The 25,042-nt window shown below is 68.7% G+C and carries 23 protein-coding genes and 1 tRNA gene; 3 read left to right on the forward strand and 21 right to left on the reverse strand.

From position 1 onward, the window contains the following. Nucleotides 1–43: 43 nt before the first annotated feature. From ACIPV2_RS07585 to ACIPV2_RS07595, 3 genes are all read right to left on the reverse strand, one after another. Complete coding sequence (locus tag ACIPV2_RS07585; protein ID WP_400839829.1) at nt 44–1,291, reverse strand: IS256 family transposase; 1,248 nt, start codon at nt 1,289–1,291, stop codon at nt 44–46. A 148-nt stretch (nt 1,292–1,439) separates the two neighbouring features. Continuing rightward, nucleotides 1,440–3,998: an SIR2 family protein gene (locus ACIPV2_RS07590; protein ID WP_400839831.1), complete on the reverse strand. Its 2,559-nt coding sequence runs from the start codon at nt 3,996–3,998 to the stop codon at nt 1,440–1,442. A gap of 672 nt (nt 3,999–4,670) precedes the next feature. After that, nucleotides 4,671–4,744, reverse strand: a tRNA-Pro gene (locus ACIPV2_RS07595). A gap of 144 nt (nt 4,745–4,888) precedes the next feature. Between ACIPV2_RS07595 and ACIPV2_RS07600 the strand changes: the two genes are divergently transcribed. The 3 genes from ACIPV2_RS07600 to ACIPV2_RS07610 all read left to right on the forward strand — a co-directional run bounded on the left by ACIPV2_RS07600 (nt 4,889) and on the right by ACIPV2_RS07610 (nt 6,413). Further along, the gene (locus ACIPV2_RS07600) at nt 4,889–5,473 is read left to right on the forward strand and encodes a GNAT family N-acetyltransferase (RefSeq protein ID WP_400839832.1); all 585 of its coding nucleotides are present in this window, start codon (nt 4,889–4,891) and stop codon (nt 5,471–5,473) included. A 31-nt stretch (nt 5,474–5,504) separates the two neighbouring features. Continuing rightward, nucleotides 5,505–5,957: a hypothetical protein gene (locus tag ACIPV2_RS07605; protein WP_400839833.1), complete on the forward strand. Its 453-nt coding sequence runs from the start codon at nt 5,505–5,507 to the stop codon at nt 5,955–5,957. Nucleotides 5,958–6,047: 90 nt separating this feature from the next. Further along, a complete protein-coding gene (locus tag ACIPV2_RS07610) occupies nt 6,048–6,413 on the forward strand; it encodes an RNA-binding S4 domain-containing protein (protein WP_400839835.1) in 366 nt (121 codons plus the stop codon). Nucleotides 6,414–6,514: 101 nt separating this feature from the next. On the opposite strand, the gene ACIPV2_RS07615 is transcribed toward ACIPV2_RS07610, so the two are convergent. The 18 genes from ACIPV2_RS07615 to ACIPV2_RS07700 form a co-directional block, all read right to left on the reverse strand. After that, nucleotides 6,515–7,441 (reverse strand): NUDIX domain-containing protein, encoded by a 927-nt coding sequence (locus ACIPV2_RS07615; protein ID WP_400839837.1) that lies wholly within the window; start codon nt 7,439–7,441, stop codon nt 6,515–6,517. Nucleotides 7,442–7,544: 103 nt separating this feature from the next. Continuing rightward, on the reverse strand, nt 7,545–8,615 hold the full coding sequence (locus tag ACIPV2_RS07620) for a Glu/Leu/Phe/Val dehydrogenase dimerization domain-containing protein (protein WP_400839839.1): 1,071 nt from the start codon (nt 8,613–8,615) through the stop codon (nt 7,545–7,547). A gap of 196 nt (nt 8,616–8,811) precedes the next feature. Then, nucleotides 8,812–10,332 carry a ribosome biogenesis GTPase Der gene (gene der / locus ACIPV2_RS07625; protein WP_101186930.1) on the reverse strand — a complete coding sequence of 507 codons (1,521 nt, stop codon included), beginning with the start codon at nt 10,330–10,332 and terminating at the stop codon, nt 8,812–8,814. Nucleotides 10,333–10,334: 2 nt separating this feature from the next. Then, on the reverse strand, nt 10,335–11,069 hold the full coding sequence (gene cmk, locus ACIPV2_RS07630; RefSeq protein ID WP_400839842.1) for a (d)CMP kinase: 735 nt from the start codon (nt 11,067–11,069) through the stop codon (nt 10,335–10,337). Further along, the gene (locus ACIPV2_RS07635; RefSeq protein ID WP_400839844.1) at nt 11,062–12,186 is read right to left on the reverse strand and encodes a prephenate dehydrogenase; all 1,125 of its coding nucleotides are present in this window, start codon (nt 12,184–12,186) and stop codon (nt 11,062–11,064) included. The genes cmk and ACIPV2_RS07635 overlap by 8 nt, the downstream gene beginning before the upstream one ends. After that, the gene (locus ACIPV2_RS07640) at nt 12,183–13,001 is read right to left on the reverse strand and encodes a pseudouridine synthase (RefSeq protein WP_400839846.1); all 819 of its coding nucleotides are present in this window, start codon (nt 12,999–13,001) and stop codon (nt 12,183–12,185) included. The genes ACIPV2_RS07635 and ACIPV2_RS07640 overlap by 4 nt, the downstream gene beginning before the upstream one ends. Beyond that, a complete protein-coding gene (scpB, locus tag ACIPV2_RS07645) occupies nt 13,001–13,639 on the reverse strand; it encodes an SMC-Scp complex subunit ScpB (RefSeq protein WP_400839847.1) in 639 nt (212 codons plus the stop codon). Before scpB ends, ACIPV2_RS07640 begins: the two co-directional genes overlap by 1 nt. Further along, nucleotides 13,629–14,471 (reverse strand): segregation and condensation protein A, encoded by an 843-nt coding sequence (locus ACIPV2_RS07650; RefSeq protein WP_400839849.1) that lies wholly within the window; start codon nt 14,469–14,471, stop codon nt 13,629–13,631. Before ACIPV2_RS07650 ends, scpB begins: the two co-directional genes overlap by 11 nt. Next, nucleotides 14,455–15,345 carry a ParA family protein gene (locus ACIPV2_RS07655; protein WP_101186936.1) on the reverse strand — a complete coding sequence of 297 codons (891 nt, stop codon included), beginning with the start codon at nt 15,343–15,345 and terminating at the stop codon, nt 14,455–14,457. Before ACIPV2_RS07655 ends, ACIPV2_RS07650 begins: the two co-directional genes overlap by 17 nt. Before the next feature lie 71 nt (nt 15,346–15,416). Next, nucleotides 15,417–16,319 carry a site-specific tyrosine recombinase XerD gene (gene xerD / locus ACIPV2_RS07660; RefSeq protein ID WP_400839851.1) on the reverse strand — a complete coding sequence of 301 codons (903 nt, stop codon included), beginning with the start codon at nt 16,317–16,319 and terminating at the stop codon, nt 15,417–15,419. 1 nt (nt 16,320) lies between these two features. Beyond that, nucleotides 16,321–16,896 (reverse strand): NUDIX domain-containing protein, encoded by a 576-nt coding sequence (locus ACIPV2_RS07665; protein ID WP_400839853.1) that lies wholly within the window; start codon nt 16,894–16,896, stop codon nt 16,321–16,323. A gap of 2 nt (nt 16,897–16,898) precedes the next feature. Next, nucleotides 16,899–18,596, reverse strand: a complete 1,698-nt coding sequence (locus ACIPV2_RS07670; RefSeq protein WP_400839855.1) for a CTP synthase — start codon at nt 18,594–18,596, stop codon at nt 16,899–16,901. Nucleotides 18,597–18,613: 17 nt separating this feature from the next. Next, nucleotides 18,614–20,302 carry a DNA repair protein RecN gene (gene recN, locus ACIPV2_RS07675; protein ID WP_400839857.1) on the reverse strand — a complete coding sequence of 563 codons (1,689 nt, stop codon included), beginning with the start codon at nt 20,300–20,302 and terminating at the stop codon, nt 18,614–18,616. Next, nucleotides 20,299–21,204, reverse strand: coding sequence for an NAD kinase (locus ACIPV2_RS07680; RefSeq protein WP_101186941.1), 906 nt, complete (start codon nt 21,202–21,204; stop codon nt 20,299–20,301). Before ACIPV2_RS07680 ends, recN begins: the two co-directional genes overlap by 4 nt. Then, nucleotides 21,201–21,998 (reverse strand): TlyA family RNA methyltransferase, encoded by a 798-nt coding sequence (locus ACIPV2_RS07685; RefSeq protein WP_400839860.1) that lies wholly within the window; start codon nt 21,996–21,998, stop codon nt 21,201–21,203. Before ACIPV2_RS07685 ends, ACIPV2_RS07680 begins: the two co-directional genes overlap by 4 nt. Beyond that, nucleotides 21,995–22,165, reverse strand: a complete 171-nt coding sequence (locus tag ACIPV2_RS07690; protein WP_400839862.1) for a hypothetical protein — start codon at nt 22,163–22,165, stop codon at nt 21,995–21,997. Before ACIPV2_RS07690 ends, ACIPV2_RS07685 begins: the two co-directional genes overlap by 4 nt. A gap of 43 nt (nt 22,166–22,208) precedes the next feature. Continuing rightward, a complete protein-coding gene (locus tag ACIPV2_RS07695) occupies nt 22,209–23,246 on the reverse strand; it encodes an HAD-IIA family hydrolase (RefSeq protein ID WP_400839864.1) in 1,038 nt (345 codons plus the stop codon). After that, nucleotides 23,246–25,042: primosomal protein (locus ACIPV2_RS07700; protein WP_400839866.1), on the reverse strand; the 1,797-nt coding region annotated here is incomplete at its 5' end. The genes ACIPV2_RS07700 and ACIPV2_RS07695, both read right to left, overlap by 1 nt.

The raw sequence follows: 25,042 nt of genomic DNA on the forward strand, positions 1-25,042 counted from the left end.
AAGTCCCGGGACGTGGTGTAGCGGTCGGTGATCCTTCTGGTGGTTAGGCGCTGAGTTCGAGGGCGGTGTCGGTGTTCACCTCGTTTTCGGTGTCTGTGACGAGGGTGAGGCGGCTCTTGGCGAGGATGTCGAGGCCGAGGTAGCGGCGTCCTTCTGCCCATTCGTCGGTCTGTTCGGCGAGGACGGCGCCGACGAGGCGGATGATCGCGTCGCGGTTGGGGAAGATGCCGACGGAGTCGGTGCGGCAGCGGATCTCACGGTTCAATCTCTCGTTGGGGCTGTTGGACCAGATCTGCTGCCAGAGGCCTTCGGGGAACCCGGCGAACGCGAGGATGTCCGCCCGAGCGTTGTCGAGGTGGTCGTGCGCGTCGGGGAGTTTGCCGTCGGCGTAGTCCAGGAGCCGGTCGAACTGGGCGTTCACGGCCTTCGCGTCGGGCTGGTCATAGACCGAGTGCAGCATGGCTTTGACCGCTGGCCACATGCTCTTCGGTGTCACGGACATCAGGTTCGCGGCGTAGTGGGTGCGGCAGCGTTGCCAGACCGCGCCGGGCAGGTTCGCCGCGATGGCTTCCACGAGGCCTTGGTGGGCGTCGGAGGTGACGAGGCGGACGCCGCTGAGGCCGCGGGCGACGAGGTCGGCGAAGAAGCTGTTCCAGGCCGCCCCGGTCTCACTCGTCGCGACACGAAGTCCGAGGACTTCGCGGCGTCCGTCGGCGTTGACGCCGGTCGCGACCAGCACGACCGCGTTGATGACTCGGCCGCCTTCGCGGACCTTCATGGTGAGAGCGTCCGCGGCGACGAATGTGGACGGGCCCGCATCGCCGAGAGGGCGGTGGCGGAACTGGTCGACGTGCTCATCGAGCTCAGCCGCCATCCGCGAGACCCGCGATTTCGAGAGGGAGTGGATCCCGCGGGTCTTCACCAGCTTGTCGATCCGTCTCGTGGAGACGCCGGCGAGGTAGCAGTCCGCGACGACGGTGATCAGTGCTGTCTCGGCTCGTTTGCGCCGCTCGAGCAGCCATTCCGGAAAGTACGTCCCCTGGCGGAGCTTGGGGATGGCGACGTCGATGGTCCCGACACGGGTATCGAGGTCGCGGTGTCGGTAGCCGTTGCGTTGCGCGATGCGGTCAGGGCTGGGCTTGCCCCATTCCGCGCCGGCGACGGCGTCCACGTCGGCGGACAGGAGCGTGTTGATCGTGGTTTGCAGCCGGCTGCGCATCAGATCCGGCGACGCGTCGGTCAGGGCTTCAGCGAGCACGCTCGCAGGGTCGACAATGTGAAGTGCGGTCATCGTGATGATGCCTTTCGAGTGGAGGTAAGAGACTTCTCGAAGGATCACACGGTGACCGCGCTCACGTCGCGAACGACGAGCCGGCCACCGCGGGCTACACCACGTTACGGGGCACTACTCCCCACGACGCGACGCAGGTCGATTGAGGTCAGTAGTCAGCGTCATGTCGAACCGGTCTGCTCCCGGGATGAAATAGCGCACGTCCTCCCTCGTAACGAAGTGCGCCGGCTCCACGGACTGATCTGACAGCAGCAGCCAGCGAGTTAAACGGCCGGTACCAGGGGACATCGCGCCGCACCCCAAGCTGACGCTCGACCTCCCGAGCGACTGATGAGATCGGCACAGGTTCCTTCTGCTCTAGAAGCACTTTGCGAAGCACCTGCAACTCGGCGCTCTCAGGGGGCAACGATCGTGGGTCTCGGGGGCGAGTGTTCCGCGCCCGGTCACTGTGCTGTGGCCCCTGATGACCCAACGGGCTTTGGCCCGACGACTGCGCGTCATGGTCGAATCGCCGAGCAAGATCGCGAAGTTCCTGATCCTCGCCAAACTCGTCCGCAAACCTCACCCGTACGATAGAATAAACCGCGGTCCAATCTCGTTCGACGCGACCAACGTCTTCGCCTACATCGCCCTCAGAGGACCGATACTCGCGGAGCAGCGGGAGAAGTTTCAGGCTTCCCCGAAGGAAGGCCATTCGCGCCACGCGACCTGGCCCTGATCCAGCCGCTCGTTCCAACGATGCATAGCCGTCCTCGTAATATCTTTCCCAACGCGCGTCACCAACACGAGCAAACTCGATCGCCCGATCTATCTGGATCGCGCCGAGCGTAGTTTGAGTGAACGCATCATCCTGGATGACTGCCGCGCGCAACGCGAATGCTTCGGCCTGCGCGAGTTCGCCGCCGATACGACGATCGATGGCGCGCTGTTCCCAGTACCGAGCGTTCCAGTGCCCAAACTGCGGAAGCAGCTTCTCGTAGAAGGCACTCAACGATTTCAGTTGAAACGCGCTACGGAGCATTCGAGCCCCCATCAGACTCGCCACGAGAATGGACACGCGGTTCCGGTTCTTATGACTGCTTCGGGTATACAGCGGCGAGAGGGAAATAAGCATGTTGGCGAGGCGGTCAAGCTGCGCGCTGCGATCGGTGACGCCGACGAGATCAGCACCCCGCTGCCTGTGCCGAGGGAAAATCAAGTCATCGAGGACCTCGATGAGAGCGTTCAAGTGATCGTCTCGAGCTACCGAGTCGGCGATCAGCGAGGCCGGTCTTTGAACTGCGAAAGCGGCCTCCGTCAGCGAGACTTGTGCTCCAGCCGAAGATGCCAGCGAGACCAACAGTAGTAGGTCTCGCTGCCAGAGTTCCTTCAGGCTTTCGACCTCAGCAGAAAACCGCCGCGTGAAGCCGGGCGCATTCGACAGCTCACCCATCGCAGCAAAAATATCGCGATCAGCGAAGTGTCTTGCCTGCTCTTGCTCGGGCTGTCCCTCGAGAGAGCCGAGGCGTCCTTCGCGTTCGAGCACCTGCGCGATGCGCCTGCCATCGCTCGTTGTACGTCGGAGGTCAATCCGGACCGATTCCTTCGGGTACCGACCCGCCAGCGCGTCTTCGGTAAGGGTCTGATGGTTCTTCCGTTCGAATAGAACGAAGACGATGGAAACGTCCGAGCGCCCGGTCAGGAGAGTCAATGCTCGGTCGACATCGTTGGCGAAACGGTGTGCACCGTCAACTATGACGACAACGCCGCCCCGACCTGAGCAATACTCTATGAGATCGTCGACGTCGAATCTGGTCGATTTGTCGAACCATAGAACGTGGAGATTCGCGCGATGCAGATCGTAAGCGATCTTGAACGCGCCTGCTGTTGCCCCCGCGAGCCTGTCTGCGATAAGCAACAGGACGCCACTTTGCCCGCCTTCCCGCAGTGTCCAGCCAAGAACCTTGTCGCGCGCCGAAGCGATCCACTTGAACTCGGCAATGAGATCGCGCCGCGCATCGACCCATTGGGGCTCGCTCCCGCCAAGCAGGTCATGACTAGCGGGTCGCTCCTGATCTGCTGACTCGTCAAGGACCCGCATCTGCGGCAAGGCAATTGCGCTCTGCTCGTACAGCGAGCGGAGCTCACCGTCGCTAAACGAGTGCAGCTCCCGCCAAACGGACGTGAACGTCTCCGCCGTCGTGCGAAGCACCACGTACCCCTTGTGCTGCAGCTCCCAGGCGTAGTCGTCCGAGATGTAAGGATCGACGAAGATCGAAGGCGCATCACGCGGCACTCGGTCAGCCAAGAATGTCGTTTCCACGTCCGGGTCATCTAGTATTTTTGCCCCCACGACCACCACGGGATCGGAAGCAACAGTCCCGCGAAACACTTGGTGCCAGACCGGATTAATGCGACTTGCAATCTGATAGTCAGAAAATGAGAACACAATGGGACTAGGGATCGCTCCAGAGATACTCCCATGAAGATGAATCAGCTCAAAACTACCTCGATCAGCATATTCATCTGTCCAGTTCACTACACGAAGTGGCTGGGTCGGCGCCCGCAATCCATCGCGATACGCGTTCTCGAAAGCATCGTCGATGTTCAGAGTCCAAGCACGGCGCCACGGTAGGGACACGAGCCCAGTGAACCAATCCTCGTGGCGACATCCGCCGAAGACTCCTTGCAGGAACTTCCAGACGACCTGGTCGCTTGTCGTTGACACCGCGCGCTGATAGGCACGCGGCAAGGAGGTGCCCGGGGGGATAGGCGCCGAGCTAAACTCGCCAGCAAGCATCTCAACGAGCCGCTCCGCCATTGGGATGCTACGCTTTCGCCCATTCATCGCTCCGAATGACGCGCCCGCGCCGAGAACCAAGTGGTACTTTCCGTTCCGCGCCGCGGATCGGATCCGGGGCATGAGCGGAGTCAACTTGGTTATTACCTCGTCCGCGGTGAGGGCATCGATCGTCATCACACCAAGATGACGCATCGTGGACGCTCCTGCAAGGATCCGTCAGCCACTAGCGCGATCCAACAACGAAAGGTGTGCCCTGAGGAGCTGAGGCGACGTCACCTTCAAACGGCGCACTCTGACGTGGGCTAGGCCCGCGCATTCCTTACGAGCGCGCTGGGGAAGGGCGCCTGCTCCAAGCAGGCGCCCTTCCCTTTCATCCAGCTGTTCTGCAATCAGTATTGCCAACAACCCTCTACGTCGGGCTGCATCCCCACGGCGCCCTCCACGCGCCGCTCGTCATCGAGATCAACATGAGTTGGGCGGTACGGCGGCGCGCGGAGCCTCTCGGCGCCGCGTGGTCCCGCTTTACGGGCGCGAGTAGACGCAAGAGGAGGGGGTTCCGATCCTCGCGGATCGGAACCCCCTCCTCTTGCGTCTGCGTCGGGCTGACAGGATTTGAACCTGCGACCCCCTGACCCCCAGTCAGGTGCGCTACCAAGCTGCGCCACAGCCCGTGGCAGTCCGCACCGGAGCGCGGGCAACTCCACTATCCTAACCGACGGATTCGGCTGCCGCGAACCGGTGCCGCCGGGCGTGGCGGAAGCCGACCCGCGCAAGCAACCGTTGCCGATGTCCGGGCCCCGGCGTAGCGTGCCGCCATGGCGACGATCATCACAGAACCGGCGACGATCACCCGGTGGGGCGACGTGCAGCACTCGCTCTCCGGCGGCGGCGACGGTGCCGACTGCCAGTGCATCTGGCCGGTCGTGCGCAACAAGGTCTGGCAGACGACCACCGTCGAGCAGCGCCGCGACATGCTGCACGGCGAGATCGCCGCCGGCCCTCCCCCTGGGCTCATCGCGTATGTCGACGGCGAGGCTGCCGGATGGATCCGCGTCGGGCCGCGCACCGTCCAGCAGCGCATCCTGCACACCCGCGCCATCGCATCCACCACCACCGAAGCGCTCGACGATGAGTCGGTCTGGGCGGTCACCTGCTTCGTCGTCCGGCAGGAGCACCGCGCTCAGGGGCTGAACGCCAGATTGCTGGCATCCGCTCTCGACTATGCCCGCGAATCGGACGCACGCATGATCGAGGCGTACCCGGTCGACACATCCACCGGCTCGCACCGGTCAAACGACCTGTACCACGGCACCGTCTCCACCTTCCTCGCCGCCGGATTCGAGCGCGGTCCTGACCTCACCGCAGGGCGAGTCCTGATGACGCGCGGCCTGGCCGACTGATCGCGGGGCACTCAGGCGCTACGGTAACCGCATGAGCACCCAGCATCCGACCATCGAAGATCCGGAACTCGGCACCCTCTCGCGCGCCGAGACCACGCTCGACGATGGCGACGTCGTCACGCACGACTGGTTCTCGGGCGCGCTGACGATCGACGGCCGTGAACTGGAGCTGATGATCGACGGAGCCGACGTCGAAGCCGTGCGCACGCTCGTCCCCCGCGCCCACGCTGTGGTCGAAGATCTCGATGAGATCCGGCGCCGGGCATCCGACGCTGTCATCACCCACTTCAGCGACAGGACCCCATCCCCAAGCGAGCTCGACGAGGGCGCAGACGATCTCGTGCTCGACACCCTCGAGATCACCGACGACGCGACCGTGCTGCACTTCACCGACTCGTGCGGGCAGCACTTCCCCGAGGGGTACTGGCCCGCCGTGCACCTCGGCGTCGACGGCAGCATCGGCGAGGTCACCGTCGAGGGCTGACCGTTTCATCCGACGGGTGGACGCCCCGCGGCATCCGCTCGACGTCGCCGTCGCTGATCGCGTTCTGGAGAAGGGCAGATGATGGATGCCATGAAACCCGTACGCGTCGACAGCTGGCTCTGGGCGATCCGCATCTACAAGACCCGCTCCGCCGCCACGGCGGCCTGCCGGGCCGGGCACGTGCGCGTCGGAGGCGAGCGGACCAAGGCCGCGCAGACCGTGAAGCCGGGCGATGAGGTGCGGGTGAGGATGTCGGGGTTCGACCGCATCCTCATCGTGAAGCAGACGCTGTCGAAGCGCGTCGGCGCGCCCGTCGCGGTGACGGCGTACGAAGACCGCACTCCCCCTCGCGAGCCGTCGGCCATGCTCGCCGTGCGCGACCGCGGCGCCGGGCGGCCAACCAAACGCGAGAGGCGCGAGATCGACCGGCTGCGCGGTCGGGATCCGTACGAGTGATGTTCGTGCCGTCAATCGAGCTTCCCGACCCGCCTGGTTCGCCACACGCTGCCGGTCCAGATCCGACGGAGCGACCACCGTTCTGACTGGAAGCGATCGGGTCAGCCGCGGGCATCCATCTGGCGCAGCAGCCAGCCGGCCGACTCGACTTTCGCGTCGACCTCCTCGAGTCGGGCGGCGAGGCCGCGGTCGCTGGTCACGGTTATCACCTCTGAACCGTCTGCGCCGAGGCGGCGGGCCTCCTCGACGATCGCTTCGTCTCCGGCGCCCGCGGCGCGCACGATGGCGACCCGGGCGCCGTGAGTCTGCTGCCCGGCATCCGGGATGGCCCGCGCCGCACCCTCGACGACCATCGTCACCGGCGGGAACCAGCGGTCGGCCTCGAGACCCAGCGATCCGGCATCCACGCCGTCTGCTGCCCACTTCGAGAGCCGCTCATGAAGGCGCGTCGCGGCTCCCGCCCGGTCCTTCCACCACCCATCCGGCACCGAGCCGACGACGTTCGCCGCGTCGACGACGATCACCGGGTGCACCATCAGCAGCGAACGCAGCAGCGGCCACGATGCCGCGAAGCCGGGATGCAGCGGCCGCTGATCGACCTCGTCGACCGGCACCCACTCCAGAGCGAGGCTCTCGGGGTCGCTGATCACCGGATCGAAGGGCGCGAGCACATCGGCGACGACGGTGGTGTACGACCAGATCTGCAGATCCAGCACGCGCGCGAACCTCGCGTGCAACGCGCCGTCCGGGATTCCCGCCTCTTCCTGCGCCTCCCGCAGCGCGCCGTCGAGGGGCGACTCATCTTTGTGCAGGGCGCCGCCCGGAATGCCCCAGGTACCGCCGAAGTGACTCCAGCCGACGCGATGCTGCAGCAGCACCCCGCGCTGAGGATCGAAGGCGAGTACGCCAGCAGCTCCGAACCGGCCCCAGTACTTCTCCCCGGTCGGCGCGATCACCCAGGCATCACCCGGGTCCTGCGGACCGAGCGGACGTCGCGGCTCATCGGGGGCGGGAGGAACGATCGTCACTCCCCCAGCCTTTCATGCCGCGACGCCCTTCGGCACGACGACCGCAGGAACAGGCGACCGCCACGGCGAGGCGACCGCCGGGAAGACTCGAGCGGCCAGAGAGTCAGCGCGCGCCGACGGCTGCTCCGGCACGCAGGCGCGCCGCTGCGAGCTCCTCCGCGGCGAGCAGCGGTGTCACACCGCGAGCCTCCGCGTCATCGAGAATCCGGCGCACCGTGTCGCCTATCCCCGCCACACGCTGCATGATCTCGTCGCTGGAGCCGATGCGCTTCGCCTCGAGGTCGAGATAGATCACTCCGCCGGCGTTCACGACGAAGTCGGGCGCGTACAGCACGCCGCGCTGCGCGAGACGGTCGGCTCCCGACCGGTCGGCGAGCGGGTTGTTCGCCGGGCCGCACACGGCCTTCACGTCCAGCGCGTCGATGACCTCGTCGGTCAGCACGCCGCCGATGCCGGCCGGCACGAACACGTCGCCGGCGATCAGATGCTCGGTGCCCGGCTCCGCCCAGGTCGCTCCGATCTCGTCAGCGAACGAGCGGCGTGCGGGGTTGATGTCGGTCACGGTCAGCTGCGCGCCCTGCTCGGCGAGGCGCGATGCCAGCCGTCCGCCGACCTGCCCGAGACCGGAGATCGTGATGCGGCGACCCGCGGCATCCGCCGACCCGGTCACACGCTCGAGCACGGCCTGCAGCGACGCGTACACGCCGACGCTGGTCGGCCCTGCCGGCTCACCGGAACCGCCCACGGCGGACGGCAGTCCGACGACGTGCTGTGTGCGCTCGCTGACCGTGAGCATGTCGTCGGTGGTCGATCCGACATCCTCCGCCGTGCGGTACAGGCCGCCCATCAGCTCGACGGCGTCGCCGAGGTCGAGGAACGCGTCCCTCCGCCGATCGGCGTCGAGGGTCTCACCGGGCGCCAGCCCGATCACCGACTTGCCGCCACCGGCATCCAAACCCGCGGCCGCGTTCTTCAGCGTCATCGCCGCCGACAGCCGCAGCGCGTCGCCGAGAGCGTCGCTCCAGTGCGGGTACGTCCACAGGCGAGCTCCGCCCAGGGCCGAGCCGAGCACGGACGAGTGCAGCGCGACGGCGATGAACAGCCCGCTGCGTCGCCCGGTCGTCACCTCCACGCGCTCGTGGGTGAGGTCGGGCAGGGGCAGGGTGTGCGACATTGCATCCTCGTATCGTGCGGGGCCTCGTGGGCAGTGCGTCGGATGCCGCGGTGTTGCGGCATCCGACGCCATTATCCCTTCGACAGGCTCAGGGACCCAAAGGGGCGCGCTCAGGGACCCAAAGGGGCGCGCTCAGGGACCCAATGGGGCCCTTCGACAGGCTCGGGTCCTTCGACAGGCTCAGGAACCCAGCCGGTCAGCGCTGGCGACGCTCGCGCACCCGCATGTTGATGACGATCGGCGTTCCCTCGAACTGGTACAGCTCGCGCAGGCGTCGCTGCACGAAGCGGCGGTAGCCGGGGTCGAGGAATCCGGTCGTGAAGAGCACGAACGTCGGCGGACGGGTCGACGCCTGCGTGCCGAACAGGATGCGCGGCTGCTTGCCACCGCGCAGGGGGTGCGGGTGGGCGGCGACGAGCTCGGTGATGAACGCGTTGAACTTTCCGGTCGGGATGCGACGGTCCCAGTTCTCCAGAGCCTGCTCGAGCGCGGGGACGAGCTTGTCGAAGTGCCTGCCGGTCTTCGCCGAGATGTTGACCCGGGGAGCCCATGCGACGTGCGCGAGATCCTGCTCGATCTCCCGCTCGAGGTAGCGGCGACGGTCAGAGTTCTCCATGTCGTCGTCCGACAGGCGGTCCCACTTGTTGAACGCGAGCACGAGCGCGCGTCCCGACTCGAGCACCATGTCGATGATGTTCAGGTCCTGCACGCTGATCGGCTGCGAGACGTCGAGCACGACGACGGCGACCTCGGCCTTCTCGAGCGCGGCGGAGGTGCGCAGCGACGCGTAGAAGTCCGCGCCCTGCTGCAGGTGCACCCGGCGGCGGATGCCCGCGGTGTCGACCAGACGCCACATCTTCCCGCCCAGCTCGACGATCTCGTCGACCGGGTCGCGGGTGGTGCCGGCGAGGTCGTTCACGACCACGCGCTCCTCGCCCGCCGCCTTGTTCAGCAGCGACGACTTGCCCACGTTCGGGCGCCCGATGATGGCGACGCGGCGCGGGCCGCCGATCTCCGCCTTCGCGACAGCCGACACCTCGGGCAGCTTGGCGATGACCATGTCGAGCAGATCGGCCACACCGCGACCGTGGATGGCCGAGACCGGATGCGGCTCACCCAGTCCCAGGTTCCACAGGGCCGCGGCCTCGGGCTCCTGGCGGGCGTCATCGATCTTGTTCGCGACGAGGAACACGGGCTTGCCGCTCTTGCGCAGCAGCTTCACGACGTGCTCGTCGGTGGAGGTGGCGCCGACCTTCGCGTCGACGACGAACAGCACCATGTCGGCGAGGTCGATCGCGACCTCGGCCTGAGCGGCGACCGAGCGGTCGATGCCCTTGGCATCCGGCTCCCAGCCACCGGTGTCGACCAGCGAGAAGCGACGGTCATTCCACTCGGCCTTGTAGGTGACGCGGTCACGCGTGACGCCAGGGGTGTCCTCGACGACGGCCTCGCGGCGGCCGAGGATGCGGTTCACGAGCGCCGACTTGCCCACGTTCGGACGGCCGACGATCGCCACCACCGGCAGGGCCGGCGAGTACTCGATGCCGTCCTCGCCGAGGGCGATGCCCTCCAACAGCGCGGTGTCGTCCTCTTCCAGCTCGTAGTCGCTGAGCGATGCGCGCATCGCGGTGGCGCGCTGTTCGGCGAAGTCCTCGTCGAGCGAGGCCATCTTCTCGGCGAGATCGTCGGGGGCGCCGGTGTACTCTTCATCGGCCATGTTCAAGCTCCTCTGTCAGCGTCGCGCCGCTGGGCGATCACCGCGAGCACGGCGTCGATGGTCTGCGCGAAATCAAGTTCGGTGGAGTCGACCACGTCAACGCCTTCGGCGGCGTTGAGGAAGTCGACGACGGTGCTGTCAGATGCGTCGCGCTTGTGCAGCGCTTCCGCGACAGCGGCGGCGTTCTCGCCTGCGAGCTCGCCGGCGCGGCGGGCGGCGCGCACCTCGGGCGCTGCGGTGAGCAGGATCCGCACGGGCGCGTCGGGCGCGACGACGGTGGTGATGTCCCGTCCTTCGACGATCACGGCCGGGTAGTCCGACTCGGCGACGATGCGACGGAACATCTCGTTCACCTGCACGCGGACCTCGGGTACGCGAGCGACGCCGCTGACCGCGCCCGACACCCGCGGCTCGCGGATGGCGGCCGTCACGTCCACGTCGCCGACGCGCACGATCCGGTCATCCGGGTCGAGTCCCTGCGAGAACGGGAAATCGGATGCCGCGGCGCGAACCGCATCGGCGTCAGCTGTGTCGTCCCCGAGGTCGAGCACGTGCCACGCCAGCGCCCGGTAGGCGGCTCCCGTGTCGAGGTAGCCGTAGCGCTCGCGGCGCGCGATCTCCTTCGAGACGCTGGACTTGCCGGAGCCGGCGGGCCCGTCGATCGCGATGAACTTCGCGGCACCAACCGCGTGGGTGCCTGTCCCCTGGGTCCCTGAGCCTGTCGAAGGGCTAGTCATTGGTGTTCCCCGCAATCCGCCAGCCGCGCTCTTCCAGTCCTTCGATCGCACCGCGCAGTGCGGCCGGCGCCAGGCTAATCTCGGCGAGACCGAACTGGGCGCCAGGAGAGTGCTCGAGACGCAGGTCCTCGACGTTGACGCCCAGTTCGCCGAGCTCGCCGAACAGGCGGCCCAGCTGGCCCGGGGTGTCGTCGACCATGACGACCATCGTCTCGAAGCGTCGGTTCTGACCGTGCTTGCCCGGCAGGCGCTCCACGCCCTCGTTGCCCTGGCGGATGGCATCCGCGACCGTTCTGCGGGCACCGGGAGCGTCCGGCTCGCGCAGAGCGTCGGCGACCTCCTTGAGGTCCAGGGCCAGGGCATCCAGCAGCTCGACGACCGGGGCGGCGTTCGCCCCGAGGATCTGCACCCACAGCTCCGGCGCCGAGGCGGCGATGCGGGTCGTGTCGCGCACGCCCTGACCGGCGAGACGCAGCGAGCCCTCGTCCGCCTCGGCCAGGCGCCCGGCGAGCAGGCTCGCGACCACCTGCGGCACGTGGGAGGTGAGCGCGACCGAGCGGTCGTGCTCGTCGGGAGTCATCTCCAGTGGCATCGCGCCGACGTCGAGCGCGAGCGCTTCGACCAAGGCGAGATCGGCGGCGCGGGTCTGCTCATCGCGGCAGACCACCCACGGACGGCCGATGAACAGGTCGGCGCGCGCCGAGATCGCTCCCCCGCGCTCACGTCCGGCGAGCGGGTGCGAGCCGATGTAACGGGTCAAGTCGATGCCGCGGCGGCGCAGCTCGTCGAAGGGGTCGAGCTTCACGCTCGCGACGTCGGTGACGACGGCATCCGGGTAGGCGCTCAGCTCGGCCTCGATGACGTCCGCGGTGACATCCGGCGGGACGGCCACGACGATCAGCCGCGGTGCGTCGTCGTGGCGCGCGGCGCGTCCCGCGCCGTAGTCGATGGCGAGACGCAGCTGCGACGGCGATGCGTCGGCGAGCACGACGTCGATGCCCTTGGCGCTGAGGGCATGCCCGATGCTCGAGCCGAGAAGCCCCGCTCCGACGACGCGCACCGTCCCCGAGAGCCGCGCGGCATGCTGAGCCGCGCGCGCACTGTGGGAATCGGTCACTCGTTCTCCTGAGGGCTGTCATGCGCTCGTCGCTGCTCGGTGGCAGCGGGCGCCGGGGAATCCTGGCGCGACAGAGTCAGCAGCGCGCCTCGTTCGATTTTAGTCAGCTCGCGCGCCTTGCCGACCGCGAGAGTTCCCAGGTGCAGCGGCCCGAACTGGCGGCGCACCAGCTCGTCGACCGGATGCCCGACCGCGGCCATCATGCGCCGGACGATTCGGTTGCGTCCGGAGTGCAGCGTGAGCTCGACCAAACTCGACCCGCGCGAGACATCCAGGAGCCGAGCCTTGTCGGCCTTGATCGGTCCGTCCTCGAGTTCGATCCCGCGAGTCAGCTGAGCGATGGTCTGCGCCGTGACCGTGCCGGACACCTTCGCGATGTAGACCTTGGTGACGCCGAACGACGGGTGCGCGAGCACGTGGGCGAGGCCGCCGTCGTTGGTGAGGATGAGCAGGCCGCTGGTCTCGGCATCCAGTCGCCCGACGTTGTACAGCCGCTCGGGCCAGTCCTTCGTGAAGCGGCGCAGGTCGGGCCGGCCGTTCTCGTCTTTCATCGTGCTGACGACGCCCGTCGGCTTGTTCAGCATCACGTACCGCTTCGAGACGTCGAGCTGCACGGCTGTGCCGTCGACGTCGATGAGGTCGGTCTCGGGGTCGATGCGGGTGCCGAGCTCGGTGGCCGTCCTGCCGTTGACGCGGATGCGCCCCTCGACGATGTACTGCTCGATGACGCGGCGGGATGCCACGCCGGCGTTCGCGAGCGCCTTCTGCAGGCGGATGCCCTCGGGCGGGTCCATCTGGGGTCGTTCAGTGCTCATCAGATCATTCCCTCGTCGAATCCGTCGGCGCCGTCATCGAGCAGCGGCGAGATGGGCGGCAGATCATCGATCGAGTTGATGCCGAGGTGCTGCAGCAGCTGATCGGTGGTGCCGTAGTTGATCGCGCCGGTCTCGGAGTCGGCGAACAGCTCGGTGATGAGCCCGCGCGCGAGCAGGGTGCGCACGACCGAGTCGACGTTGACAGCGCGGATGGATGCCACCTGCCCTCGGGTCACGGGCTGCTTGTAGGCGATCACGGCGAGCGTCTCGAGCGCCGCCTGGGAGAGCCGGGCCGGGGCCTGTCCGCCGATGAAGTCCGCCACCAGGTCGTCGTGGTCATCGCGTACGTACAGTCGCCAGCCGCCGCCGACCTCGCGCAGCTCGAAGCCGCGGCGCGGGCCGCGGCCACGCCCGTCGTAGTCCTCCACCAGCTGCTCGAGCACCTGTCGCACCGCATGCACCGGCGCGTGCACGGCAGCGGCCAGGGCGACGAGTGCGATGGGCTCATCGATGATCAGCAGGATCGCCTCGACGCGCTCGGTGAGCGGCGACTCGAGCGGTGACTCGGGGGCCGCTTCGAGGGTCACCTGCTGATTCCCGGAGGTCGGCACGGTACGGGCATCCGTCTCATCGGTCATAGTCTGCTCCCAACGTGGCCAGCTGCTCGTCCGACCAGCTCTCCGCCGACCAGCGCAGGGTCAGCTCGCCGAGTGGCTCGAGCTGCTCGAACGACAGCGCCGCGTGGCGGTACAGCTCGAGCACCGAGATGAAGCGCGCCACGACGATGCCGGGCTCGCTGACGCCGGCGACGAGCTCGCGGAAGGTCAGCGACTCCGTGCTGCGCAGCAGCGTGACGACGATCGCGGCCTGCTCGCGGATGCTCACCAGCGGCGCGTGCAGGTGGTCGAGTCCGACGCTCGGCAGCTCCTTGGGGGTGAAGGCCATCAGTGCCAGCGCGGCGAAATCGGCGGGGGTCAGCGTCCACACCAGCTCGGGAGTGCGGCTGCGGTGCTTCTCGTCGAGCGGCACGGCGCGCACGTGACGGCGGTCCTCCCGCTGCAGGCAGCGCGCGAACCAGCTCGAGACCTCCTTGAACGCGCGGTACTGCAGCAGCCGGGCGAACAGCAGGTCTCGGGCCTCCAGCAGCGCCACCGACTCGGCATCCACCAGCTCACCCTGGGGCAGGAGGCCTGCGATCTTCATGTCGAGCAGGGTGGCCGCGACGACCAGGAACTCCGATGCCTGATCGAGCTCGGCGTCGCCGTCGAGCTCCTTCAGGTACGAGATGAACTCGTCTGTGACCCGGCTCAGCGAGACCTCGGTGATGTCGAGCTCGTGCTTGGAGATGAGGTTCAGCAGCAGGTCGAACGGGCCGTCAAAGTTCGACAGCGAGACGCGAAACGCTTCGACCGGCTCAGCGCGAGGCCCGGTCTCGTCGACGACAGCGTGGTTCTCAGGCGACGGCGCCACGGGCGACCAGCTCCCGCGCCAGTCGCAGGTACGCCTGTGCTGCGGCGTGCTCGGGCGCGAACTCGGTGATGGGAACGCCCGACACCGACGCGTCGGGGAACTTCACGGTGCGACCGATGACGGTCTCGAGGACGTCATCGCCGAAGGCCTCGACGACGCGCTCCAGCACCTCGCGCGAGTGCAGCGTGCGCGGGTCGTACATCGTGGCGAGCAGGCCGTCGAGCTCGATGGCGGGGTTGAGCCGGTCGCGCACCTTGTCGATGGTCTCGATCAGCAGCGCCACACCGCGCAGGGCGAAGAACTCGCACTCCAGCGGAATGAGCACGCCATGCGCGGCGGTCAGCGCATTCACCGTGAGCAGGCCGAGCGACGGCTGGCAGTCGATGAGGATGACGTCGTACTCGCCCGACACGTGCCGCAGCACCCGGGAGAGGATCGTCTCCCGAGCCACCTCGTTGACGAGGTGCACCTCGGCGGCCGACAGGTCGATGTTCGCCGGCAGCACGTCGAGGTTGTGGACGGACGAGTGCACGATCGCCTCGCGGGGGTCGCGCTTGGTGTCGAGCAGCAGGTCGTACACGGTGGGCACGTCGTGCGTCTGGATGCCCAGACCCGCAGACAGCGCACCCTGGGGGTCGAAGTCCACCGCGAGCACGCGGCGGCCGTACTCGGCGAGCGAGGCTGCGAGGTTGATCGAGGTGGTCGTCTTGCCGACGCCGCCCTTCTGGTTGCACAGGGCGATGATGCGCGCCGGGCCGTGCGAGGCGAGCGGCGCAGGGGTCGGGAACCCCTGGTAGGGACGACCGGTCGGGCCGATGGGGGTGTCGTCACCCTTCGTCGCCTTCGACCTGCTCTTCGTCACCTTGTCCGCCATCCTGCTCCTTCGTGCTCGCTCGATTGTATCCGCAGGGCGCGACTGCGCCGGGGTCGGCACGCGGCAGAGGCTCAGCGCGCCCGGGGGTGCGACGTCGCGTACACATCGCGCAGGGCATCCACCGACACATGCGTGTAGATCTGCGTCGTCGCGACGGACGCGTGGCCGAGCAGCTCCTGCACCACGCGCACGTCGGCACCGCCCTGCAGCAGGTGCGTCGCGAAGCTGTGCCGCAGTGTGTGCGGAGACACCTCGGCGGTGATCTGCGCGCGTTCGGCGGCGGCGCGGATCACCAGCCAGGCGCTCTGCCGTGACAGCGGCGCTCCGCGTGCGCCCAGGAACAGCCGGGCCGTCGCGCGCCCCTTGGTCGCCAGCCCCGGGCGGGCCCGCGTGAGGTAGGCGTCGACGGCCGCCCGCGCGTAGGACCCGACAGGCACGATTCGCTCCTTGTCGCCCTTGCCCCGCAGGCGGAGCACGTCGCCGTAGGAGAGGTCGTCGACGTCGAGCGTGACCGCCTCCGAGACACGCGCCCCCGTCGCGTACAGCAGCTCGAGCAATGCCCGGTCGCGCATCCCGATCGGCTCGTCGGCCGAGGGCGCGGCGAGGAGGCGCTCGACCTGCTCGATGGTGAGCGCCTTCGGCAGGCGCTGCGGCGCCTTCGGCGGCCGCAGCCGCCCGGTGGGATCGGCGGTCTCGATCCCCTCGCGTACGAGGAAGCGGTGCCAGCCGCGCACGGCCGACTGCAGCCGGGCGAGGCTCGTCGCCGCGGGTGGCGGGTCGGCGCCCGCGCGATCGGCGATGAACGCCGCCACGGTGCGCGGGTCGATCGCATCCGTCGTCTCGATGCCCTGCTCCCCCAGCCATGCGGCGTAGCCGGACAGATCGCGACGGTAGGCGGCGACCGTGTGCTCGGAGAGCCCGCGCTCGATCGTGACGTGACGCAGGTACGCGTCGAGCGCCCGGTCGAGCCGCACGTCAGGGCTCTTCGTGCGACCGCTGCTCGCGGAGGCGGCGCTCGGCCGCGAGAACCCCGATGGCCAGGATGCCGTTGTGCAGACGCCCCGCGAGCACGCCATCCGCCACCTCGGCGAGCGGCACCCACTCGACGCGGATGTCGGCCTCCTCGTCCTCGCGCTCGTGCCGGTCGGAATCGCTGAGGCCGGTGGCGAGGTAGATGTGGATCATCTCGTCGTTGCCGCCTGGCGTCGTCCACGCCGAGACGAGGTGCTCCCAGTGCTCGGCGACGATGTCGGCTTCCTCGCCGAGCTCGCGCTGGGCGGCGTGCATCGGCTCCTCACCCGGCACGTCGAGCAGGCCGGCGGGCAGCTCCCAGTCGCGGTGGCGGATCGGATGCCGGTACTGCTGGATCAGCAGCACCCGCTCGTGCTCGTCCAGCGCGACGACGGCGACCGCACCGGTGTGCGCGACGTACTGGCGGCGGATCTCGCCGTCGCCGTAGCGCACCCGATCGTCGCGTACGTTCCAGACCGCGCCACGGTAGGCGACGTCACTGGAGATGACCTCGGGCTCGAACGGCTCGTCCTGCAGCATGATCAGGCGTCCTCGGTGAACAGCTCGCTGGCGCGGTGGCGCTCGATGGCGGCGCCGACCAGACCGCGGAAGAGCGGGTGCGGCGCGGTGGGACGCGAGCTGAGCTCGGGGTGGGCCTGGGTGGCGATGTAGAACGGATGCACGTCCCGGGGCAGCTCGACGTACTCGACGAGGTCGAGGTCGGGGTTCACGCCCGAGAACACCAGACCGGCGTCGGTGAGACGCGGACGGTAGGCGTTGTTCACCTCGTAGCGGTGGCGGTGCCGCTCAGAGGCCGTCGGCGCGTCGTACAGGTCGCTGGCGAGCGAGCCGTCGGCGAGAGCCGCTTCGTAGAGGCCGAGGCGCATGGTGCCGCCCAGGTCGCCGCCGTCGAGGATCTCGATCTGCTCGGCCATGGTCGCGATGACGGGCTCTGCGGTGTCCGGGTCGAACTCGGTCGACGAGGCATCCTCGATGCCGGCGACGTCACGGGCGTACTCGATGACCATGCACTGCAGGCCGAGGCACAGGCCGAGCGTCGGGATGCCCTGCTCACGGGCGAACTTCAGCGCGCCGAGCTTGCCCTCGATGCCGCGGATGCCGAAGCCGCCGGGCACGCAGATGCCATCGACCTCGCCGAGAGCCTTCGCCGCCCCCTCCGGGGTCTCGCATGAGTCGGACGGAATCCAGCGGATGTTGACCTTCGTCTCCTGAGCGAAGCCGCCGGCCTTGAGGGCTTCGGTGACCGAGAGGTACGCGTCGGGCAGATCGATGTACTTGCCGACGAGACCGATGGTGACCTCGTGCTTGGGGTTGTGCACCGCGTGCAGCACCGTGTTCCAGCGGGTCCAGTCGACCTCGCCGGCGTGGTCGAGGCCGAGACGGCGGATGATGTAGGCGTCGAGGCCCTGATCGTTGAGCGTCGACGGGATGTCGTAGATGCTCGGCAGGTCGACCGTGTTGATCACGCCTTCGGCATCGACGTCGCACATCAGGGCGATCTTGTTGCGGTTGCTCGCGCTGACCGGACGATCGCTGCGCAGCACCAGCGCGTCGGGCTGGATGCCGACCTGGCGCAGGGCTGCGACGGAGTGCTGGGTGGGCTTGGTCTTCTGCTCGCCGGAGGCGCCCATGAACGGCACGAGGGACACGTGCACGAAGAACACGTTGTCGCGGCCCAGCTCGTGACGCAGCTGACGCGCGGCCTCGAGGAACGGCTGCGACTCGATGTCGCCGACGGTGCCGCCGACCTCGGTGATGATGATGTCGGGCTGAGGCTGCTCGGTGGCCTGCAGGCGCATGCGGCGCTTGATCTCGTCGGTGATGTGCGGGATGACCTGCACGGTCGCGCCGAGATAGTCACCGCGACGCTCGTTGGCGATCACGTCGGAGTAGATCTGCCCGGTGGTGACGTTCGCCGCACGAGACAGGTTGATGCCGAGGAAGCGCTCGTAGTGCCCGATGTCGAGGTCGGTCTCCGCGCCGTCGTCGGTGACGAAGACCTCACCGTGCTCGAACGGGTTCATGGTGCCGGGGTCGACGTTGAGGTACGGGTCGAGCTTCTGCATCACGACGCGCACACCGCGCGCGGTGAGCAGATTGCCCAGGCTGGCTGCGGTGAGCCCCTTGCCCAACGAGGAAACGACACCGCCCGTCACGAAGATGTGCTTCGTGGTGAAGGAGCTGGTGTCGTTGTCAGGCGCCGCAACAGAAGAGTTCATCACGGGCTTTTATCCTATCAGTCGATCGCGGAGCCGAGGCTCAGCAGTTCGCGGGCGTGGGTGAGTGCGGCATCGGAATCGGTGAGTCCGGAGAGCAGGCGCGCCATCTCGGCCTCGCGGTCGGCGCCCTCGAGCCTGGTGACGCTCGACGCGGTCACCGCGCCGTCGTTCGACTTGACCACCGAGAGGTGGTTGTTCGCGAACGCGGCCACCTGAGCGAGGTGCGTGACGGCGATGACCTGCGAGGTGCGGGCGAGCTGCGCGAGCCTGCGGCCGACCTCGATGGCCGCGGCTCCGCCGATCCCGGCATCCACCTCGTCGAAGACGAACGTCGGCACCGGGTCCGTGCCGGCGATGACGACCTCGATCGCGAGCATGACCCGCGAGAGCTCGCCGCCGGATGCCCCCTTCGAGACCGTCCGCGGCTCGGCGCCCGGGTGCGGTGCGAGCAGGATGGCGACGTCGTCGCGTCCGCGCGCGGATTCGGCGCCCGCGGACACGCGCACCTCGAGGGTGGCATCGGGCATGGCGAGGGCGTGCAGCTCGTCGGTCACGGCCGCCGACAGCCGCACGGCGGCCGCTGTGCGCACCTCGGTGAGGGCGTCGGCTGCATCGTCGAGGGCGTCGCGGGCACTGCCCGCCTCCGCGGTCAGCCGCTCGATGCGGTCGCCGTCGTCGTCGAGCTCAGCGAGGCGCAGCGACCCCGTCTGCCAGATGCGCAGGGCGTCGTCGAGCGAGCCGTGCTGGCGGATCAGTCCGCCGAGCGCGGCGCGACGCTCCTCGACGGCGGCGAGTTCGTGCGGGCCCGACTCGTCGAGGTCGGCGAGGTATCCCGAGAGCTGCTGCGCGAGATCGGCGGCGCGATAGCCGAGGTCGGCGAGCGTCTCCGAGATCTCGGTGAGCTTCGGGTCGGCGCTGCGCTCGAGAGAGCGGCGGGCCTCGGCGAGCAGAGCGGCGACGTCCGGGTCGCCCTCGTCGCTCGAAAGCGCCGAGCGGGCGACGGAGGCCGACAGCCGCAGCTCCTCGGAGTTGGCGAGTCGCTCGGCGCGCTGGTTCAGCTCGACGTCCTCCCCCGGCTGCGGCTCGAGCTGCTCGATCTCGGCGAGCTGCTCACGCAGCAGCGCGGCTTCTGCCATGCGACGGTCGCGGTTCTCGGTGAGCTCGGTGATCTCGGCATCCAGCTCCCGCCATCGGGCGAAGCGGTCACGGTAGGTCGCAACGGCTGAGGCGATCTGCTCGCCTCCGAAGCGGTCGAGCGCATCCCGCTGCGCGGCGCCCGAGCGCAGGCGCAGCTGGTCGGACTGTCCGTGCACGACCACGAGCTCCTCGGCCAGAGAGGCGAGCACGCCCGCCGGAGCGGGGCGGCCGCCGACGCTCGCCCGACTGCGGCCCTCGGCGCTCAGAGTGCGCGAGACGTAGAGCTCTGCTGCGTTGCCGGCCGGCTCGAGCTCACCCCCGGCGTCGGTGACGATGTCGGCGACGGGTCCCTGCGGGGGCACCATCCAGACTCCGGCGACGGATGCCTGAGCGGCGCCGGCACGGATCGCCGACGAGTCGGCACGGGCGCCCAGCAGCAGCCCGAGGCCGGTGACGACCATGGTCTTGCCTGCGCCGGTCTCTCCGGTCACGGCGGTGAATCCTGCCCCGAGCGGCAGCACGGCGTCGTCGATCACGCCGAGACCGCGGATGCGCATCTCGTCGATCACGGAGCACCTCGCCATCCGGCGACGGGGAGCTGGAACTTGCGCACGAGGCGGTTGGTGAACGCGGTCGGATGAAGCCGCGCCAGTCGCACCGGGCGTGACGAGCGCCGCACGACGACGCGTGCCCCGGGCGGCAGCTCGTGCGAGCGGCGTCCGTCGCACCAGAGGATCCCGCTGCCGTCGGTGCGCTCGAGCATCTCGATCGCGACCGACGCCTCCGGCCCGACGACCAGAGGCTTCGCGAAGAGCGCGTGCGCCGAGAGCGGCACGACCGCGATGGCCTCGACGGTCGGCCAGATGACCGGCCCGCCAGCGGAGAAGTTGTACGCGGTGGAGCCCGTCGGAGTGGAGACGACCATGCCGTCACATCCGAAACTCGACAGCGGCCGGCCGTCGATCTCGATGACGACCTCGATCATCCGCTCCCGGCTGGCCTTCTCGACGGTCGCCTCGTTGAGCGCCCAGGTCTCGTACACGACCGCGCCGTGGGCATCCTTCACCCGGACGGACAGCGCGAGGCGCTCCTCGACCTCGTAGTCGCGATCGATGACGCGGGCCACGGCGGCATCCATGTCATCTCGATCGATCTCGGCGAGGAATCCGACGTGGCCCATGTTGATGCCCAGCACCGGCGCGCCCGACCCGCGCACGAGCTCGGCTGCGCGCAGGATCGTGCCGTCGCCGCCGAGCACGATGGCGAGCTCGAGGTCGTCGATCGCGGCGTCCGTTCCCAGAAGTCCGACCTCGGCGAAGCGCTCATCGAGGGCCACGAACTCATGGTGATCGTCCGCTGGCAGCACAGGGGTTGCGCCGGCGCCCCGCAGCGCGTCGACGACACGAAGCGCTGCGGCGACCGTGTCCTCGCGTTTGGCGTGGGCGACGACCAGGATGGGGCGCGCGTTCATCGTCCTCCTGCCACGTGTGCGATCTGCTCAGACCATTCTGACGGATCCGTCCCGCGGCCGGGCGCGAGGTGCGCGAGGTACTCGGCGTTGCCGTGCGTGCCGAGGATCGGCGAGGGCAGGATGCCGAGCATCCCGAGGCCCGCGTCGTGTGCGCTCCACAGCGTGCGCTCGACCGCGTCGACCCTGGCGTCGATGCTGGTGACGAGCCCGCCCTTCACCGCGGTGCGGCCCACCTCGAACTGGGGCTTGATGAGCAGGATGACGTCCGCGTCGGATGCGATCGTCGCGGCGATCGCCGGCAGCACGAGGTCGAGGGAGATGAACGACAGGTCGCCGACCGCGAGTTCGGGGCGCTGCGCCTCGCCGGTCGCATCCGCGAGCGACCGCGCGCTCATGTGCCGGACGTTGAAACCTTCGACGGCTGTCACGGCCGGGTCCGCGGCGACCTGCGGCGACAGCTGGCCGTGGCCGACGTCGACGGCGAGCACGCGGCGTGCGCCGCGCTCGCGCAGCACCTGAGTGAATCCACCGGTCGATGCCCCCATGTCGAGCGCGAGACGCCCCTCGACGGGGATCCCGAAGCCGTCGAGCGCGGCGAGCAGCTTGTGCGCGGCGCGGCTGACGTAGTGGTCGCCGCCGTCGACGCGGAGCTCGGCTTCGTCGGCGACGGGGGTGGATGCCTTGATGATCGTGCGTCCGTCGACGCTCACCAGTCCGTCGGCGATGAGAGACGCCGCGTGAGTCCGCGAACGAGCGAGACCCCGTGCCGCGAGAGCAGCGTCGAGGCGGGTCATCGGGCGCCGTGCGCCGAGTCGCCCGTGCGCGGGGTGCTCTCGAGACGCTTCATCAGCTCGTCATGCATCGCGCCGTACGCGTCGGCCCGGTCGGCGAGCGGCTGACTCTCGATCAGGCGCAGTCTGCTCCAGAGCGCATCGGTCGGCTCGTCTCGCGTGTGCTCCATCCGTCAACTGTAGCCCGGGGTGCGGACGGGGCAGCCGCGACTCTCAGGGCCTGTGGAAAGGATCGGCGTAGAGCTTCTCGGGCACGCGGAATGCGTAGATCGCGAGCCCCGTCGCCCAGATCGCTGCGGCGCCGGCGCGCAGCAGGTCGATCTGCGCCGAGCCCTCCGAGATGATCTGGACATCGCCGTTGACGATGCGCACCGACGCGCCGCCGACGGTGAAGACGCCGTCCTTCTCGGTCGTCTCGGGGTACGGAGCGTGCAGGTCGCGCAGGTCGGCGAGGATGTAGTCCGGCCGCGACCCCTGCGGGGCTGCGAGCACGTGCTTCGGCCGATCGATGCCCGTGAGCACGAGCGCCGAGTCGATGCCGGCGCGCGCGGCGCCCATGATGTCGGTGTCGAGGCGGTCGCCGAGGAACAGTGGACGCTGCGCACCGAAGCGCGCGATGGCCTCTTCGAAGATGGGCGTCTCCGGCTTGCCCGCCACCGTCGACAGTCGGCCGATCGCGGTGTGCACGGCCGACACCAGCGTGCCGTTGCCGGGCGCCACGCCTCGCTCGCGCGGGATGGTCCAGTCGGTGTTGGTCGAGATCCATGGGATCCCGCCCTCGTCCTCGGGCACCTTGAGCGCGAAAGCCGCCTCGGCGAGGTCGGTCCACGCGACGTCGGGGCTGAAGCCCTGCACGACGGCTGCCGGGGAGTCCTCCGCGCTGCGCGTGACCGTGTATCCGGCCTTCTCGGCCTCGACGACCAGGCCCTCTCCCCCGACGATCAGGATCGTGGCGGGGGCGGGCACCATCGTCGCGAGCAGGCGCATGGCCGCCTGCGGGCTGGTGACGACATCCTCGGCCGCGACCCTCAGCCCCAGACCGGTGAGATGCTCGGCGACCGACGCGTCGGTGCGCGCGGCGTTGTTGGTGATGTAGCCGAGCCGCATCGACTGCGCAGCGCGGTTGAGGCTGTCGACCGCGTGCGGCAGCGCGTTCGGCCCGGCGTACACGACCCCGTCGAGATCAGCGAGGATCGCGTCGCGTCCGGTCAGCGGAGTGGATGCCTGCTTGGCGCGGCGGAACAGAGCCATCAGCGATCGGACTCCAGATCATCGAATGCGGAGGAGCTGTCGGCCTCGGGCTCGGGCTGCGCCGAGTCGCCCTCGGTGCCGGATGCTGCGACCGCAGCGTCCCCGTCGAGCGCTTCCTCAAATGCGCCGGTGTCGGCGTCTTCCTCGGCTGCTGCGGGTTCCTCGGCAGCTCCGGTTTCATCGGCATCCGCGCCGTCGATCGGTGCGTGGTGCTGCTCGACAGCATCCGCCTCGTCGTACTCGTCGGCGTCGTCGAAGTCCTCGACGAGGCCGTCCTCGACAATGATCTCGTCGAACTCGCCATCGTGACCGAGCGCGGAAGCGGCGACCTCGGCGCGCTGCGCCCAGAAGTTCGCTTCCTCGGTACGACCGAGGTCTTCGAGCACGGCCGCACGGGCCGAGAACAGCGCGGGGCTCCACTCGAAGGCACGGTCGGGGTCGAGCTCCGGGATCTCGAGCTCGCCCAGCGCGAGTTCGGTCTCGCCTCGATCGAGGCGCGCGCCGGACATCGCGATGGCCAGAGCCACGCGCACGGCCGGAGCCAGAGAGGCGCGATCGACTCCACGGCCCTCCTCGAGAGCGCGGTCGGGCCGGCCTACGCCGCGCTCGCTGTCGACGATGAGGGCGATCTGATCGTCGTTTCCGGAGATGCGACGGTACGTGCGCAGCTCGCGCAGCGCGAGGGCGAAGTCGCCGATACCGTATGCCGTGATCGCCAGGGTCTCGCGCACGACGGCTACGCGGCCGGCGCGGCGCGAGGCCGCGAGAGCATGCTCGTGCGCGCGTTCCGGGTCATCGTCGATGAGCTGCGCGACCATCGCGAGATGACGCGCGACCTGCTCGGCGTTCTCCTTGCTGAGGGTCTTCAGCTCGTTGCGCGCAGCCGGGTGCAGATCACGCGCGGTGATCTCGTCCGGCAGCGGCGGCTCCGGGATGCGCTCGCGAACCGGCGCGTACTCGTTGTGCGGACGGTCGACGCCGCCGCGCGGACGGTCGCGGAACGAAGACCGCTCGCCTCCATCGCGATCCTGACGCGGGCGGTCGCCATATGAGCGACGCTCACCGGACTGGCCGCGATCCCCGTACGAAGGACGCTCGCCCTGGTTGCGGTCGCCATAGGGGCGACGCTCACCGGACTGGTTCCGGTCACCGTACGGGCGACGCTCGCCACCCTGGTTGCGGTCACCGGACGGTCGACGCTCACCGGACTGGTTGCGGTCGCCATAGGGGCGACGCTCACCGGACTGGTTGCGATCACCGTACGGACGACGCTCGCCACCCTGGTTGCGATCACCATAGGGACGGCGCTCGGCACCCTGGTTGCGATCACCATAGGGCCGGCGCTCGCCACCCTGGTTGCGGTCACCGCCCTGGTTGCGGTCACCATACGGACGACGCTCACCGCCCTGGTTCCGGTCGCCATAGGGACGACGCTCACCGGACTGGTTGCGATCACCATAGGGACGGCGCTCGGCACCCTGGTTGCGATCACCGTAGGGACGACGCTCACCGCCCTGGCTGCGATCACCATAGGGACGGCGCTCGGCACCCTGGTTGCGATCACCGTAGGGACGACGCTCGCCACCCTGGTTCCGGTCACCATAGGGACGACGCTCACCGGACTGGTTGCGATCACCGTACGGACGGCGCTCAACGGACTGGTTGCGGTCACCGCCCTGGTTGCGGTCACCGCCCTGGTTGCGGTCACCATACGGACGACGCTCACCGGACTGGTTCCGGTCACCATACGGACGACGCTCACCGGACTGGTTCCGGTCACCATACGGACGACGCTC

Source organism: Microbacterium sp. NPDC089987 (assembly GCF_044748505.1).
Lineage (GTDB): Bacteria > Actinomycetota > Actinomycetes > Actinomycetales > Microbacteriaceae > Microbacterium.